Raw genomic sequence first — 16,259 nt, forward strand, 5'->3', positions numbered from 1 at the left:
CTAAATATCGCACGAGAGAAGAGCAGCTCGTTATTTTTTATATGGAAGGCGATTATTTTTTGCTAACAAACGCGTCGCTTACTTTCTCAGTGTACTTTTCTAGGTTAAGAGTTGCCGAGCCGTTTATGTTTTCGACATTCGAACCGACCATAAAGGTATAGGAACCCGCATCAGCTACCCATTGGTTATCTTTTTCGGAGAAGCTGGCGAGGTCACGAACGTTAAGCGTCATCTTAAGCGTTTCGCTTTGTCCGGGAGCAAGCAGACGGGTTTTTCCAAAAGCTTTCAGTTCCTTAGCCGGCTTTTCATAAGCTGCTTTCGGGGCCGACACATAGACTTGAGCCACTTCTTTGCCAGCCATTTTACCGGTGTTACGAATCGTTATACTAACCGTTATCTGGTTCCCCGATCGTTTAACAGCAGGCTTACCATATTCGAAGGTTGTATAAGACAGTCCGAACCCGAACGGATAGGCAACGGGCTTGTTATTCGTGTCGAAATGCCGATAGCCCACCCATATATCTTCTGAGTGCATAGTGTAGTCGCGGTTAGGGATATCATATCCCGAGCTCTTCAAAGTCTCGTAGTCGTAAATTTCCACCTTGTCTTGCGGGAAGTTAGCCGTCGATGGATGGTCGTAGACCGATAGAGGCCAGGTCATGGGCAGACGTCCCGACGGATTAACTTTTCCCGTAAGAATATCGGCCACTGAATTGCCACCTTCTTCACCGGGCTGCCAAGCCACTAGGATAGCGTCAGGCAGATGGCGCCAACTGGCTGTTTCGAGTACGCTTCCGGAGTTGATGATAACAATCACTGGCTTACCTACCTGGTGATATATAGCACAAACATCGCTCACCAAGTTCTTCTCGTCGGTTGTCAAACCGAACTCTTCGTCGATTATACGGTCTACTCCTTCACCCGCCTGCCTGCTTATGGTTATTATAGCAGCGTCGGCTTTGCTCACTTCGCTTATAATGCTGCGTTGACTTATTGCAATTTCGGGATATTTCTGGTCACCCATATTGGAGTTTTCGAACCAGCGCATGGGATTGCGGTCGGCCTCGAATTTCAGTTTGGCATAGTCGATATACTTGCGATATATATCTGTCAAGAGCGGTGTAGAAGATATTCCGGCGTTCTTCAGTCCTTCAACCATATCGACAATATAAGGCGTGTGCACGCAGCCCGAACCGACACCGCCCGAGAGGAAATGATAGGAACCAGTGCCGAACAGTGCAACGGTTTTGATGTTCTTCATCGGCAAAGTTGCGTTTTGATTCTTAAGCAGCACCATACCCTCAGTTGCACTTTGGCGAGTTATCTGAGCATGTATTTTCAGGTCGGGCGATTCGTTACCCGTAGTTTTGTTGAATGACGGGGTCTTGACGATATATTCGAGCATATAGCGCACATTGCGATCGACATCCTTGATATTGAGCGTACCGTTGTTAACCGCGTCGACAATATCTTTCGACTGCTCCGGCTGCCCGGGCATGAACAAATCGTTTCCAGCCCAAACACACTGCTTCACTGGCAAGGCTGTACGACGACCAATCCAGTCGGTCATCACAATTCCACGGAATCCCCATTCCTCACGCAGAGTCTTTGTGAGAAGGTCGTAATTTCCCTGTGCGAAGACTCCATTAATCCGATTATACGAACTCATAACTGTCCACGGGTTAGCCTCGCGTACTACCATTTCAAAGCCGCGTAAATAAATCTCCCGCAATGCCCGAACACTGAGTCGCTCGTCGACCACAACACGTTGCGTTTCCTGAGAATTAACAGCAAAATGCTTAAGACTCACGCCCACGCCTTCACTCTGAACACCTTGTACGTAAGCCGTACCGATTCGTCCAGTGAGTATAGGGTCTTCACTATAATATTCGAAATTTCGTCCACAAAGCGGATTGCGATGAATGTTCATTCCCGGTCCTAAGATAACATCGCATTTGTAGGCCTTGGTTTCATTACCGATTGCCCGCCCTACATCTTTCACGAGCTCGGTATTCCAGGTAGATGCCAAACAAGTTCCGATAGGGAATCCTGTGGCATAGAAAGTTTTCGATGTTCCGGGCCGAGTTCCGTCAATGTGCACTCCCGCGGGACCGTCGGTAACGATAGTTTCCGGAATTCCCAACCTTTCGATAGTAGCTGTTGTACCGGCAGCTCCCGGCACCGTTTGAGCGAAGTTGCCCATCACAGCTGTTTGACTGAAAAAGTTGTTAGCTCCACCTACCAGCAGTTGTGCTTTTTCTTCGAGCGTCATAGCCGCGAGAACCTCATCGATGTTCCCAGCATTGAGTTTTGGATTCTTCTGCGCCATCATTGAAATTGATAAAAAACCTGCAGCAAGTGCAGTCATAAATAATCGTTTCATTGTTATCTTGAATTGAATACTGTGGCAAAGATAGCCAAAAGAACATCCAAACATCTGTGTGAAAAAAGGCCCTCTAAGAGCTAGTTAAACATATCTCTGTTTGGAAATCCGCGCTGCACCTGGCAAATCTCGATTATATTCGAAAAGACAGCCCATCTCAACAGAGCAAAATACAATCGTATTTGGAGGTTTTTCCACCATGAGAACAAATATTTAAATAACACGCTTCCGCCAAAGGAGTATTAAACACTTTATATGGATTGATTGCGATCATTCCGGTTTTTTTTGTCTGGTCTGGAGAAATATCAGCTACCGACCGCATAACATATTCGGACCTATAATTCCGGATATCCATCCCGTCCTATCGGATGGGCGCGCGGACAGATACTACCGAACTATCACAGAAAAATCAAAATCTCTATGCATATACGCGCGAGGGATATTATAATAAGAGGTAAAGGATAAAGAGAGGAATTGAGCTTATATTCTCGGTGGGACGAACGATAATGTTGTAAGTTTGCAAACACTCAAAGAAAGAGAAAACACACCAATGGAATTAGATTTGCAACCTCTCGAACTTCAAACGCCTTCCTTCCATCCTATTGTTATTGCAGGCCCTTGTTCAGCCGAAACCGAAGAGCAGGTACTCCAAACGGCATTGGCACTAGCAGAACAGGGATATCGGCTTTTTCGAGCAGGAATTTGGAAACCACGCACCAAACCAGGCGGATTCGAAGGCAATGGCGAAATGGCGTTACCGTGGATGAAAAACGTGAAAAACGAAACTGGAATGCTCGTTTCAACCGAGGTAGCAACACCACAACATGTTGAACTGGCGTTGAAACATGAGTTGGATTTTCTTTGGATAGGTGCCAGAACAACAACTAATCCGTTTGCCATGCAGGCACTGGCCGATGTATTACGCGGGGTGGACATTCCGGTACTGATAAAAAATCCCATGAACCCCGACATCGAACTTTGGATTGGCGCGCTACAACGAATCAATCAGGCTGGCGTGAAAAAGATCGGCGTGATTCACCGTGGATTTTCGAGCTACGACAAGAAAATTTATCGCAACCAACCAATGTGGCAAATACCAATAGAACTGCGGCGACGAATTCCGAATCTGCCGATAATTTGCGACCCTAGTCATATTGGTGGCCGTCGCGACTTCATCGCCCCGCTCTCACAACAGGCCATGGATTTGGGCTTCGACGGATTGATAATAGAATCGCATATCGCACCCGATAAAGCCTGGAGCGACTCCCAACAACAGATTACACCGGAGCAACTTGGCAACGTAATCGAACAACTGATTATACGCGACAAAACCGTGAGCACAGAAGATTTGCGACAACTACGCTCTGAAATCGATGAGATAGATGACATACTGATGGACCTTCTCACTAAAAGATTCCGTATCTGCCGCGAAATCGGAACATTCAAAAAGGAGCATAACATGACCGTTCTGCAGGCCACACGCTATAACGAACTCCTAGAAAGTCGGGGAGCCCAGGCCGAGAAATGTGGAATGAGCCCTGAATTTGCAGCTAGTGTGTTCGAACATATACACGAAGAAAGCATACGACAACAGCTCGCCGTGATAAACAAATGAAAAATATTTTCCTGCTTGTCATCCTCATAATATATATACCGGTATGTGCGCAAACACGCTTAATCGCCGTAGAGCTCAACACTGAGAATCTATATGACACGATACACGACTCTCTGAAAAACGACCAAGAGTTTCTGCCCGACTCGCCGCGACATTGGAACAGTCTGAAATATTGGCAGAAAATCAATCGAATTGGGAAAGAAATAATCTCATGCAGCGAATATTTTCCGGGCCGACCTCTGCCCGATATAGTAGCGCTTTGCGAAGTGGAAAACGACAGTGTTTTGTTCGACCTCACACGCCGTTCGCTACTGAGGAAAGCCCGTTACGAATATGTTGTTACGTCGTCTCCCGACCTGCGCGGAATAAATGTGGCCTTGCTTTATTCGCCTTTCACTTTTCAATGTCTCCGGGTGGACACTATGCGCATAACCCCACTCAAGAATATGCGCCCTACGCGCGATATCCTGCACGTCACAGGTCGAACTGTAGACAACGACACCTTGCATGTTTTCGTCCTTCATTCACCCAGTCGATGGGGCGGTGAGATAGTATCACGTCCCTACCGAGTGCATGTAATTAACCGATTGTGCGTTGCTACAGACTCGTTACTTGTCGCAAATCCAAAAGCGAACATCATCGTTATGGGAGATTTCAACGACTATACCGACAGCAAAGCTCTACAAATTGCTTATTCACACAATCTCTTCAATGTATCACATGATGCCAAGGGTAGTAATGGCGCACAGGGCACATATAGATATAAAGGAATTTGGCACAGTTTGGATCACATTCTAGTTAGCCCGAATCTGGCCCACCGCGTCAATAATTGCACAATCAACGACCAACCGTTTCTCACCGAGCCAGATGAGCAATATGGTGGCATAAAACCTCGCCGAAATTATCTCGGCATGCGTTTCAACAACGGTTTCAGCGACCATCTTCCCTTGGTTCTTGAAATAATCTTTTAGTAGTTTCCTTCCCCTTGTCCCATTTATACAGGAAGATTAAAGATTGCACGAACGTAGATGGTTAAGAAAATTATTCATCTCTCATACGAGATATATAGATGTAGTTTCCGTCCATTATTATTTCTTCTTCGGCTAGCATAGATTGCAATACTGGCGAAATTACTTCTTTCTCAAGTTCGGGTGTTTTAGAACGGAATTGCAATAGCTCGGTTACGAGATGTTTCTTGCCATCGGAAAGCATACCGAGAATGAGTTCTTTCATTTTCACCAGTTTTGCCTCCGGTTGTCTTTCGCTGGAGAGGCACACATCGCATATACAACAATCGTTCGATTTTATTTCGCCGAAATATCGCAACAGCTGCCGGCTCCGACAGATATAATCCTTCTCGGCATATTCCATGATAGCCGATATTTGGTTTTCATATTGTTCTTTGATTTGCTCGTAGACCTCTTTTGTGAATACAATTCGGGAGGTTTCCTCACGATCACGGGTATAGGTTATGAGGGGAATATTTTTTCGCGGGATAAAGTCGATGATGCGTTTCTTAGCCAGACCTTTTAGAATCATATAGGCCTCGTTACGGTCGATACAGGCTTCGTGAGCCAATAAACTTTCGTCGATATATCTAAACTCAGAAAAAAGACCGCCATAGTTTCTGAGTAGCGAGGTAATGACTTCATTTTCTTTTTCGGATAGAGCGTCGAGCCTGTAGAGTTCGTCGCGCTCGAGAAGGAAATGCACGCGAGCTCGGGTGTCAGGGTCCTCCTCGTAAAATATATAGCCGGCGCGATGAAGAATGTGCAGAGCAGAGTTCACCTGAATAGGGAAATGCTTGAATATACCACAGAATTTATCTATCGGGAACTCCATCCTTGCACCGTAACCACTGCCCACACCGATTTGATAGAAATAGGCTAGATGATTGTAGACAGTGCGGATATAATCTTTTGGTGGAAAGGTATCGGTACCGCGTTTTTTCAGCTGACGTTCGTCGGCTCCGGGTGAATATAGCAACACTGCATAGCCTTTCTTTCCGTCGCGCCCTACCCTACCGGCTTCTTGGAAATAAGCTTCGAGCGAACTGGGAAAATCGGCATGCACAACAAGTCTCACGTCAGGTTTATCAATTCCCATTCCAAAAGCGTTTGTGGCGACAATGACTCTGATTTTATTGCCTTGCCAATCGTTTTGCCTTTGTTCTTTTTCGGCACGCTCTAGTCCAGCATGAAACCATGTCGCACTAATTCCAAATCTTTCAATGTTCTGTGCAATCTGTTTAGTTCGGTCTCGGCTTCGACAATAAACAATGGCTGTACCAGGAACCGACTGGAGAATATGGAGCAGTTCGGAAATTTTATTATCGGTTTTTCGTACAACGTAGGCTACGTTTTTCCGTTCAAAACTCATTTTGAAGACGTTTTTTACACGGAAATGCAACTGATTCTGAATGTCGTCTATAACCATCGGCGTGGCCGTGGCGGTGAGCGCTAGAATAGGTACTTGCGGAACGAGCTTACGAATATTTGCTATTTGGAGATAAGCCGGGCGAAAGTCATAGCCCCATTGGCTGATACAATGGGCTTCGTCGACGGTGATGAAGCTCACGTTCATGTGTTTCAGTTTTGCTTGGAAGAGTTCGGAGCCGAGTCGTTCTGGTGATACGTAAAGGAGTTTGATTGCTCCGAAGACGCAGTTTTCGAGAATTGTTATCATTTCGCTGTGCAACATGCCAGAATATATTGCGGCAGCTCTGATATGTTGGTTCTGCAGGCGGTCAACCTGGTCTTTCATGAGCGAAATGAGTGGAGTTACAACCAAGCAAACTCCTTCCATGGCTAATGCCGGAACTTGGAAGGCTATCGATTTGCCACCGCCTGTGGGCATAAGTCCCATTGTGTCTTTCCCGGCGCCGATGCTTTCGATTAACTCTTTCTGGATTCCGCGGAAGTGGGTATAGCCCCAGTATTTTCTAAGTATTTCCTCGTATTTCATGATTCGCTTTCAGAAGGCCGGATGTCTTCTATCTGCAATTGTATTGTACCTCGTTTGAATACGTTGTCTTCCACAGTATATGCGATGTCGAACGAGCGTTTTGATTTGATGTAGCGTACGGATGCGCTTTGTCCGAAGGCTATTCCGTTCATAACGCTGTTTGATTTCGAATCAACCAGCTCGAGTTTTATGTGTTCCTGTTCGCGCCCGACAACTTTACTTGTTCCGAAGTCGAACACGTTCTTCGTGCAAAAAAACGGCTTTGGATTTTCCGGGCCAAACGGTGCGAATCGAGCCAAATCGTTGTGGAATTTCTTGGTGATATCCTTGAAGTCAATAATGGAATCAATGTCAAGAACATGTTCCATCTGCTCGGGGCGGATGTGCTTGTCAACATATTCCTGAAATCTGCGGCGGAACTCTTTAACGTTCTCCCATTTCATAGTGAGACCGGCTGCATAGGTGTGTCCTCCAAAGTTCATCATCAGGTCGCTGCAACTTTTTATTGCTTCATAGAGATCGAAGTCGGCTACGCTGCGCGCCGAGCCGGTTGCGAAGTCTTCGTCGCGGGTGAGTACAACGGTGGGCCGATAATAAATTTCTGTTAGCCTCGAAGCCACAATACCAATAACGCCTTTATTCCAATTTTCGTCGTAGAGCACGATGCTCGACTGGTGTTTCTGGCTTTCCAAACGTGCTACTATTTGGTTAGCTTCGTCGGTCATTTGTCTGTCTACGTCTTTTCGTTTGTCGTTGTATTGGTCTATGTGTTTTGCTTTCTTAAGTGCCTCGTTCAGGTCGCGTTCCACAAGTAAATCGACGCTTTCACGCCCACTTTCCATCCGTCCGCTGGCATTTATTCGTGGGCCAATCTTGAACATTATGTCTGTCATCGAAAGTTCTCGGTTGTTGAGTCCGCACACGTCGATTATGGCTTTAAGTCCGATATTGGGGTTTTGATTCAGCTGCTTCAATCCGTGGAAAGCGAGTATTCGATTCTCGTTGACAACCGGCACAAGGTCGGCTGCGATACTCACCGCGCAGAAATCGAGCAGTGGAATAAGTCGCGTGAATGGAATACTATTGTTTTTTGCGAATGCCTGCATGAATTTAAATCCCACACAACATCCACAAAGTTCTTTGAATGGGAATGAATCGTCTTCTCGTTTAGGATTCAATATTGCCACGGCTGGCGGTAGGATTTCGTCGGGCATATGATGGTCGCAAATAATGAAGTCGATTCCATATTTTTTTGCATAGACTATTTCTTCGGTAGCTTTTATGCCACAATCGAGTATTATGATGAGTTTCACGTCGGTTTCTCGGGCGAAGTCTATACTTTTCTTGCTCAATCCGTATCCTTCGTCATATCGGTCGGGTATATAATAATCTATATTCGAGTAGAACTGTCTCAAGAATTTATACACCAATGCAACGGCCGTACATCCGTCCACGTCGTAGTCGCCATACACCATAATACGTTCTTTTCGTCCCATCGCGTCGTTGAGTCTGTCAACAGCGGCATCCATATCTTTCATAAGGAAAGGGTTGATGAGGTCAGACAGTTGTGGACGGAAGAATCTTTTGGCTGCGCTCTCCGTTTTTATTCCTCTTCGGATGAGCAATGTTGCAAGAATCGTGCTGATATTTATTTTTTCTCCGAGCTCTTTGGCTTCGATTTCCTGTTCGTTAGTCTGTCGGAGATAATTCCATTTAGATTGCATTTTGATTTCTTTTTTCTGCCCGTAAAGGTAAGAAGAAAAGGCCTAATACATTTCTACCGTCGGCTTACCGGGCCATGCAGCGGCCGGCGACGATGTTGTTGTCGGCGGTTTTTAATAGCGCGGAACAAAATACGACCGTATTTGGCCGTCCTTTTATCAGGAGAATAGAAACCCCAAGGGGTTCGGCTTGTCCTTTCACCAGGAGAACGAAAATACAACCGTATTTGACTTGTCCAACCGCCTTGAAGAATTGAATTTCGTTTGTCGCGACTCGCCCCGTACCAACTCGGGTGGAACGGCCACATGTAGGGACAGTCCCCGTATCTGTCCCTATATGCGGCCTAACGGCCGAATCAATGTAGATTCGGATAGAATTCGGGCGTTTCCTGACGTCGCAGAGCAGACTACGACCCGTATTTTGCTCCACTTAACCTCGAACACGAGGAAACTAACGGCGTTTAATGATGAAAAAGCTGAGGCGATGACTAACATCGCGTTTGGATGAGTGGGCACGCAAAACATAGGCGCCATTCTTTAGTGAAGAAACGTTGAGCTCGTTAGGCTTATGCTTGGGTGTACGTATGCGCCTAACAAACCGGCCAACGGTTGTTTCAACAATATAATAATCTATGTCCATAGGCTGCAAACGGTTCGGAATAATGAGCAGTTTACCGTTGTTGGGCATGAAACGATTCTTGATTTTAGCAGGCTCCGAACTCTGGAGCGGCGCACTCTCATTACCGTAAACATCCATTGCCGTGACTGCGAAATGACGCTCGGCAGTACTCGGCGCGAGGATGAACGATGTGCCGGTGAAGCGAGCCATAACAAGGTTTCGGGCGTCGGATATGTCGACGGGCGAAGTGGAACTCATATAGATGTTAAAATATGGCGCATTGCTCTGCCAACTTAAACTTGTCCGACCGATTTCGTCGATGCTTATCAGAGAGCGTGCAGCCGGACGGGGAACCGATGGTTGGGGAATGTTCTTCACCCAGGTCATAGCCGGAAGAATGGCCTGCGAGGTGTTGAAAATCCTTTCGAAATCGTAGATTCCTTGTCGGTTGTCGAGCAGGAATTTTCCTCGGAAGTGAGCGTGCCCCATTCCGAGCTGCCGACTGACGTACATCTGTCGCTGAAGCTCTTCGGCAGTCCAATTTCCCTCGCGCGGGTCGAGAAAATAAGTTCCAAGTCCGGTTGCGACATCTTTGTTGTCCGAGTTTTCCATCCAGTCGGCGCAGAAAGGATAGTAGTTATCGCCCCTGAAATACTGCATCGGGTAGAGCTGGTCCATTAATCCGTCCTTGAGCCACTGCTGCGCCTCCTGGAAAACTCGGTCGCGAGCGTTATACCCTCTTGATGAGTAGCGGCTCAGGTCAGAATATTTTCCGATCGGCGAACACGACATCTTCACCCACGGTTTAAGAGCTTTCACCTCGCGATGGATTGCGGTAACGATTCGTGTTATGTCGGCGCGTCGCTTGGCCGGCGTATCGTTGTTTTTGTAGTTCGGCTGGGGCCATCCGTCGGGGTATCGAATATAATCGAGGTTTATTCCGTCGACATCGTATTTGCGCACAATCTCGGCACAAATGGAGGCAATGTATTCGGCCATCTGCTCTTCTCCCGGATCCATGTAGGCGCCAGTGGAATATCGGCGAATTCGGAATCCTTTTGCAACCAAACTGCGGCAGCCTAGCGAATTCCAGGCGCCAACGGGGATGGTTGCAATCCACGCGTGCAGTTCCATTCCGCGTTTGTGGCACTCGTCGATTGCAAACCGGAGGGGATCGTAGTCGTCGGCCGGCGCCTGTCCTTCACGTCCAGTTATACATCTATCCCACGGCTCAATGTCAGATGGATATATCGTTGCCGCCCGCACCCGAGTCTGGAGTAATACCGTATTTATGTTTGCAGCCGATAGTTGGTCTAGAATACCAATTAGTTCAGCCTTCTGGCGCTGAATTCCTTCTGGCGAATTGGCATAAGTTTTCGGCCAATCCATATTCGAGAGAGTTGTAATCCAAACAGCCCGTACCTCGCGTTTCGGTGCACTCTGCAAATTGAAATTTTGCTGTGGATTCTTGTTCTGTTGAGCCTCGCAAAAAGTGGATGCTAAACAGCATGTAAGTGATAAAATTAACGACTTGTTCATGTGATGAAAAAAGATTGAAAAAGGCTCTAAAAGTGCCTGAAACAAGGGTTCGCAAAGGTATGCAATATTTTTATAATCCGATTTTAACCGATACCTTTGCCTCCGTGTTACATACATTCTTATAAAGAGTATACAATTATTATTTCCGTTTCTTCCTACCTAATCTCATCCGGCGGAAGGAGCAACAAAACAAAAATCAACAATGAATAAAAAAATCATTCTACTCGTAACAGCACTCATGATCACCCTAGGAGCAAACGCACAGTTTCAAGAAGGAAAAGGCTATCTCGGAGCGTCGTTAACCGGCCTCGACCTACACTACAATGCAGCAGATGGACTCAATATCGGTCTAGAACTCAAAGCTGGATATTTTGCCCTCGACAACTTCATGCTTCTCGGAACATTAAGTGCTGAACACAACGGCTCTGAAGCTGTTGCCGACCATATCGCAGTAGGAGGCGGAGCACGCTACTACATAATGCAGAACGGACTCTACCTCGGGCTCAATGGAAAGTTCATACACGCGAATCACAACTACAACGATCTCATGCCCGGAATCGAAATAGGCTACGCGTTCTTCATCAATCGCTCCGTTACCATCGAGCCATCACTCTACTACGACCATTCCTTCAAAGGCAGTAACTATTCAACTGTCGGATTGAAGCTCGGACTAGGCATATATCTCTTCGATGATTAATCTCCTTCTCCCTACCCTAGAGACATGCAGCAACTCCCTTCGCAATTACTCGAAAAAGCTGTAAACGAATTTGCAGGACTACCTGGAATCGGTCGGAAAACAGCTCTCCGACTGGTTCTGCACCTGCTTCGCAACACACCCGAACAAGTCGACTCGTTCGCCGAAGCCCTTTCAAGAGCAAAACACGAAATCAAACACTGTAAAACATGTCACAATATCTCAGACACAGAAATCTGCCCGATATGCTCCAATCCGAAACGCGACACAACAACTATCTGTGTCGTTGAAAACATCCAGGATGTCATGGCCATTGAAAACACCCAACAATATGCCGGTCTATATCACGTACTCGGAGGAATAATCTCGCCCATGAACGGAATTGGGCCCAATGATATCGAAATAGATTCGCTCATTAAAAGAGTGGCCTGCGATGGAATCAGCGAAGTTATTCTCGCTCTGGCCAGTACTATGGAAGGTGATACAACAAACTTCTATATCTCCCGCAAGCTCAAGGATTCAAATGTTCGCTTAAGCGTAATTGCACGCGGAATATCAGTGGGCGACGAACTCGAATACACTGATGAAGTGACTCTTGGACGAAGCATTATCAACAGAACCCCGCTCGAAACCATATGAAAAAAACACAACGAATACTGCAAATCCAACTCTTTGTAGCCGCCCTGCTCTCGATAGTAATAATCATTCTCTACGAAACTCAACTCATCCTGCCGGGTACGCTCTTCAGCAACGACGAGTCAGCCAAACTTACCATCGTGCAATTCATAATGCAATTTGTCACTCTCGCGGCGTGCCCCATCGCCCTCTATCTTTTTAAAATCGCCCCTATCAGGAGAAATCTCACATCTCCTAAAGCACTCTCCATCTGGGGGACACTGCGCATACAAATGCTATGTGTACCTATGGTGACAAATATATGGCTCTACTATTCCACGGGATTCTCAACGGGCCATTTTTATATGTTCCTAATTCTGGGCATTTGTCTCTTCCTTGTCTATCCCTCCGAAACACGTTGCAAAAAAGAATTACAATGACACTAACGGTTATCATCGTAAACTACAACGTAAAATACTATCTCGAGCAATGCCTTCACAGTCTTGTTCCAGCGCTCGAATGCGTAGATGCACAAGTATATGTCGTCGATAATAACTCAACCGACGGTTCCATCGAATATCTCGAACCACTATTCCCTGGTGTTCACTTCATTTCGTCGCTTCACAACATAGGATTCGCAAAGGCTAACAATCTTGCTATCCGCCAAACTGAAAGTGACTATGTACTCTTGCTCAACCCCGATACGCTCGTGGCCGAAAATACCATTCGCGAATCTATAGAATTCATGAACCGTCATCCCGATGCCGGCGGATTAGGAGTGCAAATGCTAAACGCCGACGGAACAAAAGCTCTAGAAAGTCGACGCGGATTACCATCACCCATGGTTGCATTTTACAAAATGACCGGTCTGTGCCGCCGATTTCCCAAACACCCAAAGTTCGGGCACTACTACATGAGTAACCTCCCCTGGAATGAACCCGCACAAATAGAAATCATAAGTGGAGCCTACTGTATGCTACGCCGCACCGCGCTCGACAAAATCGGACTCCTCGACGAAAGCTTCTTCATGTATGCTGAAGATATCGACCTCAGTTGCCGACTACTCAAAGGAGGCTACACAAACTGGTATATCCCACAACGAATCCTGCACTACAAAGGCGAAAGCACCCAGAAATCAAGTTTCCGCTACGTGCATGTATTCTACGGTGCAATGCTAACCTTCCTCAAGAAACACTATTCCCGCAAAAACTTCCTCTTCACCATCCCTATCAAAACCGCCATTTACTTCAAGGCTATCGTCTCACTATTCCAAATGCTCAATAGACGAGTAATGATTTCACTCGGATTTTTCCGCCCATCCAGACACACTGCAACAACCTACCACTTCATAGGCGAACAAAGCACCATTGACCACTGTCGTATCATCGCTCGAAATCACGGACTCACCGCACATTTCATCAAAGGCAACAATCGCTCTATGCCTAACGGTCACCAAGACTTTGCCGACCAAATAGATACTAGTCAACCGCAATGCGTGGTTTACGATAACGATGCCTATACCAACCAACAAATACTTGACATATTCGCCCGAAATCCAATTGATAACCTAACAATGGGAATATACAACCGACAAACAAAACGAATCATAACCATAAACGAAACCATGAACTAATCTCTTCTCATGCAAACTGCCGATCTAAGCATAACCCTACGAGCAATGGAGCCAGAAGACCTCGACGAGCTCTATGAAATCGAAAACGACTCCGATACATGGAATGCCGGCACAACCAACGTACCTTACAGCCGATTCGTACTCCGGAACTACATTGCCAACTCAACTAACGACATATACACCGACCGTCAACTACGCCTCATCATTGAGCATAACCACTCGCAAACTATCGGTCTCATCGACCTAACCGACTTTGACCCCCGTCATCATCGTGCTCAAATTGGAATAATCATTAAACCAGCCTATCGCCATAACGGATACGCCCATGCAGCCATAAAAAAATTACTCGACTACTCGCATACCAACATTGGTTTGAACCAAATATATGCTTGCGTTGATTCTCTCAACCTCCCTTCTGTGCGCTGCTTTCAATCAGCCGGATTTCGCACCACAGCTCTCCTTCCCCAATGGCTTTTCGATGGCGAAATATATCGTGATGCACTCTTCATGCAATATTTCCTATAATCAACGAAGAATACAAATCAAAAGCCTAAACGCAACATTACATCTTACACACATAAAACTTAGGAACTGTACGTATTCAACTAGGGTAGAAAGTTGATGTGTATTTTTTTCACGTCTGACGTAGAAAGAGACAATATATATCTGGAAGATATTCAGATCTAGGGTGTTTTTATAGTGGTATAGGCCACAAGTTGGTCAGTACGGGCGGCAGAAGAACGATAGTAAACAAAGGCTTGATAGGTATTTTCGGTTTGCCAGAAACTGCCGTCTGTTTCAAGTGGGCGTGCATTATTTCGGGAGTCAAGTTGGATGAATCGGTAGTTGTAGTAACCCATTTTCAGGAGGATGGCAGTTTTATATTGCCGAGCTTCTGCATCGTAGGAGAGTCGATATTCAGGCATGAGGCGGTCATATGTCCAATCGGCATTCAAATAAATTTCTTCTTTTAAAGGTTGAGGGCTGTCAAATCGAAAATTCACTATGAGATAGTCGCTTGCCGTGTTATTATTCCAATTGTCAGAGTTACGGATACAGAAAGCTCCATCGGCATCGCGTTCGGAGAGATAATTAGGTTGTTCGGTGGCTATGAATGGAAAAGCATTATAGTTCTGGCCATCCCATGCGACACGTTCGATTCCCATGGAAGCCACTTTTGTGGATAGAATTTCAAATTTGCGATATTCGTTTCCGGCCAGAAAGATATGGTCTTTGCAATGACTCCAGCGCATTCCGTCAACGGTTGAGAATTGCGGTTTGATATTGATTCGAGCATCGCTCCATCTCTTGTTTTGCAACAGAACGGTTTTGATTTGTTTTGCTGGGTCGGTGACACGATATGAGCCGTAGGCCAGTGTCATTTCGACTTGCTGATGAGCACGGTTCACGGTTGCGTCGGTATTAGAAGTGGCCGCGAGACCTAGGTGCATCATTCTGTCCTTGGGTTCAGTGAGCATGAAACAGGCTTTGAGCACGGGTTCATCGTTGTCATCGAGAACGGTGAGAATATAATTGCCAGATATTCGAGGCTTACAGCGTTCGTTGGGAATTGTGATTCGATAGTGGGTGTAGAGAGTGTTGGTGAATTCGGACTGCTGGAAGTTGTCGATAGTATTTCCGCTTGCGAATCCATCCACGAAATCGGCTTCGAAGAGAGCGACAGATGGTTGCCAGTCGGCTTCACAATGCTGGAGGGTGTAGGTGTAGCGGTTGTATTCGTGTGTTAGATCGTCGAAATCTATCGTTATTTCGCCTCGTCCGAGTTCAGTCACCGGAAGTTGAAGCCAGTCGCCATCGGCCACTACTTGTAGAGTTTTGATTCGCTGTGAGATTATTTCATGGCGTTGTGCCTCGATGCTCACGGGAGTGAGTATCGAGAGTATATACAATATAAGGTTAAGATGTTTTTTCATTATTCTTTTTTAAGCAGGTCTTCGAGGAAGGTATTGAGATCATCTTCGAGGCTGCTCATCAGTTCGTTTCCCACAATCATTATATCGTCGTCGACGAGAAAGAGTTCTGCCACATTTTCTTTTTCGTCGTCTTCAAGCACGAAGCTAAAAGGCTTCATTATTCCCATGTTTTCGATTTCGCCGCTAAGTTTATGCAAGATGGTCTGCAGTTGGACGGAGGCCTCGTTGTTAAAATTATCCGACTTATTTTCAATCCACTCATCTACGACACATCGGGTTATTTCCTCATCATCGTCGTCGAACGCCATGAGGTCTCCGCTTTCCTGCGAGGCTCTGATGTGAATGTCGGTCATTGTGCAGAGGTCATCGGTTTGCGGAAACTTCTGAATTATTTTACGCACGAAACGTTCGATTTGCAATTGTGTTTGTTCTGCCTGTTTCATTCGATTGTGTGTTTGTTTTTTGTGTCCGCGCAAAGGTAATCTTTTCCACGAGAAAACATCGGCGGTCATCAAACGTCGGCAATTATGAGTTTTAAGAGA

At 46.1% G+C, this 16,259-nt stretch carries 13 protein-coding genes; 7 read left to right on the forward strand and 6 right to left on the reverse strand.

Features of this window, described 5'->3' with window-relative positions; translation table 11 throughout:
• Window positions 1-52 precede the first annotated feature (52 nt).
• Entirely contained in the window at window positions 53-2,383 is a 2,331-nt protein-coding gene (locus tag HMPREF9140_RS04375) for a glycoside hydrolase family 3 C-terminal domain-containing protein (protein ID WP_018572251.1), read from the reverse strand.
• 550 nt (window positions 2,384-2,933) lie between these two features.
• Between HMPREF9140_RS04375 and HMPREF9140_RS04380 the strand changes: the two genes are divergently transcribed.
• Entirely contained in the window at window positions 2,934-3,998 is a 1,065-nt protein-coding gene (locus tag HMPREF9140_RS04380) for a bifunctional 3-deoxy-7-phosphoheptulonate synthase/chorismate mutase type II (protein WP_006952029.1), read from the forward strand.
• The gene (locus HMPREF9140_RS04385) at window positions 3,995-4,969 is read left to right on the forward strand and encodes an endonuclease/exonuclease/phosphatase family protein (protein ID WP_006952030.1); all 975 of its coding nucleotides are present in this window, start codon (window positions 3,995-3,997) and stop codon (window positions 4,967-4,969) included. The genes HMPREF9140_RS04380 and HMPREF9140_RS04385 overlap by 4 nt, the downstream gene beginning before the upstream one ends.
• 70 nt (window positions 4,970-5,039) lie before the next feature.
• Here the strand turns inward: HMPREF9140_RS04385 and HMPREF9140_RS04390 are convergent, their stop codons facing one another.
• From HMPREF9140_RS04390 to HMPREF9140_RS04400, 3 genes are all read right to left on the reverse strand, one after another.
• Complete coding sequence (locus HMPREF9140_RS04390; protein WP_006952031.1) at window positions 5,040-6,962, reverse strand: RecQ family ATP-dependent DNA helicase; 1,923 nt, start codon at window positions 6,960-6,962, stop codon at window positions 5,040-5,042.
• Entirely contained in the window at window positions 6,959-8,686 is a 1,728-nt protein-coding gene (gene recJ, locus HMPREF9140_RS04395; protein WP_006952032.1) for a single-stranded-DNA-specific exonuclease RecJ, read from the reverse strand. The genes HMPREF9140_RS04390 and recJ overlap by 4 nt, the downstream gene beginning before the upstream one ends.
• A gap of 448 nt (window positions 8,687-9,134) precedes the next feature.
• Window positions 9,135-10,841 (reverse strand): glycoside hydrolase family 10 protein, encoded by a 1,707-nt coding sequence (locus HMPREF9140_RS04400; RefSeq protein WP_018572250.1) that lies wholly within the window; start codon window positions 10,839-10,841, stop codon window positions 9,135-9,137.
• Window positions 10,842-11,043: 202 nt separating this feature from the next.
• Between HMPREF9140_RS04400 and HMPREF9140_RS04405 the strand changes: the two genes are divergently transcribed.
• From HMPREF9140_RS04405 to HMPREF9140_RS04425, 5 genes are read left to right on the forward strand one after another with little or no spacing between them, the layout of a single operon-like run.
• Window positions 11,044-11,538 (forward strand): hypothetical protein, encoded by a 495-nt coding sequence (locus tag HMPREF9140_RS04405; protein WP_006952034.1) that lies wholly within the window; start codon window positions 11,044-11,046, stop codon window positions 11,536-11,538.
• 24 nt (window positions 11,539-11,562) lie between these two features.
• Window positions 11,563-12,174 carry a recombination mediator RecR gene (gene recR, locus HMPREF9140_RS04410; RefSeq protein ID WP_006952035.1) on the forward strand — a complete coding sequence of 204 codons (612 nt, stop codon included), beginning with the start codon at window positions 11,563-11,565 and terminating at the stop codon, window positions 12,172-12,174.
• Window positions 12,171-12,590: a hypothetical protein gene (locus HMPREF9140_RS04415; protein ID WP_006952036.1), complete on the forward strand. Its 420-nt coding sequence runs from the start codon at window positions 12,171-12,173 to the stop codon at window positions 12,588-12,590. Before recR ends, HMPREF9140_RS04415 begins: the two co-directional genes overlap by 4 nt.
• The gene (locus HMPREF9140_RS04420) at window positions 12,587-13,783 is read left to right on the forward strand and encodes a glycosyltransferase family 2 protein (protein ID WP_006952037.1); all 1,197 of its coding nucleotides are present in this window, start codon (window positions 12,587-12,589) and stop codon (window positions 13,781-13,783) included. Before HMPREF9140_RS04415 ends, HMPREF9140_RS04420 begins: the two co-directional genes overlap by 4 nt.
• Window positions 13,784-13,792: 9 nt before the next feature.
• The gene (locus HMPREF9140_RS04425) at window positions 13,793-14,308 is read left to right on the forward strand and encodes a GNAT family N-acetyltransferase (RefSeq protein WP_006952038.1); all 516 of its coding nucleotides are present in this window, start codon (window positions 13,793-13,795) and stop codon (window positions 14,306-14,308) included.
• Window positions 14,309-14,466: 158 nt separating this feature from the next.
• Here HMPREF9140_RS04425 and HMPREF9140_RS04430 read toward each other — a convergent pair whose 3' ends face one another.
• Both HMPREF9140_RS04430 and HMPREF9140_RS04435 read right to left on the reverse strand, forming a co-directional pair.
• Window positions 14,467-15,717, reverse strand: coding sequence for a type IX secretion system plug protein (locus HMPREF9140_RS04430; protein ID WP_006952039.1), 1,251 nt, complete (start codon window positions 15,715-15,717; stop codon window positions 14,467-14,469).
• Window positions 15,717-16,160, reverse strand: coding sequence for a hypothetical protein (locus HMPREF9140_RS04435; RefSeq protein ID WP_006952040.1), 444 nt, complete (start codon window positions 16,158-16,160; stop codon window positions 15,717-15,719). The genes HMPREF9140_RS04430 and HMPREF9140_RS04435 overlap by 1 nt, the downstream gene beginning before the upstream one ends.
• Between the last annotated feature and the right edge of the window lie 99 nt (window positions 16,161-16,259).

Source organism: Prevotella micans F0438, assembly GCF_000243035.1.
Taxonomy (GTDB): domain Bacteria; phylum Bacteroidota; class Bacteroidia; order Bacteroidales; family Bacteroidaceae; genus Prevotella; species Prevotella micans.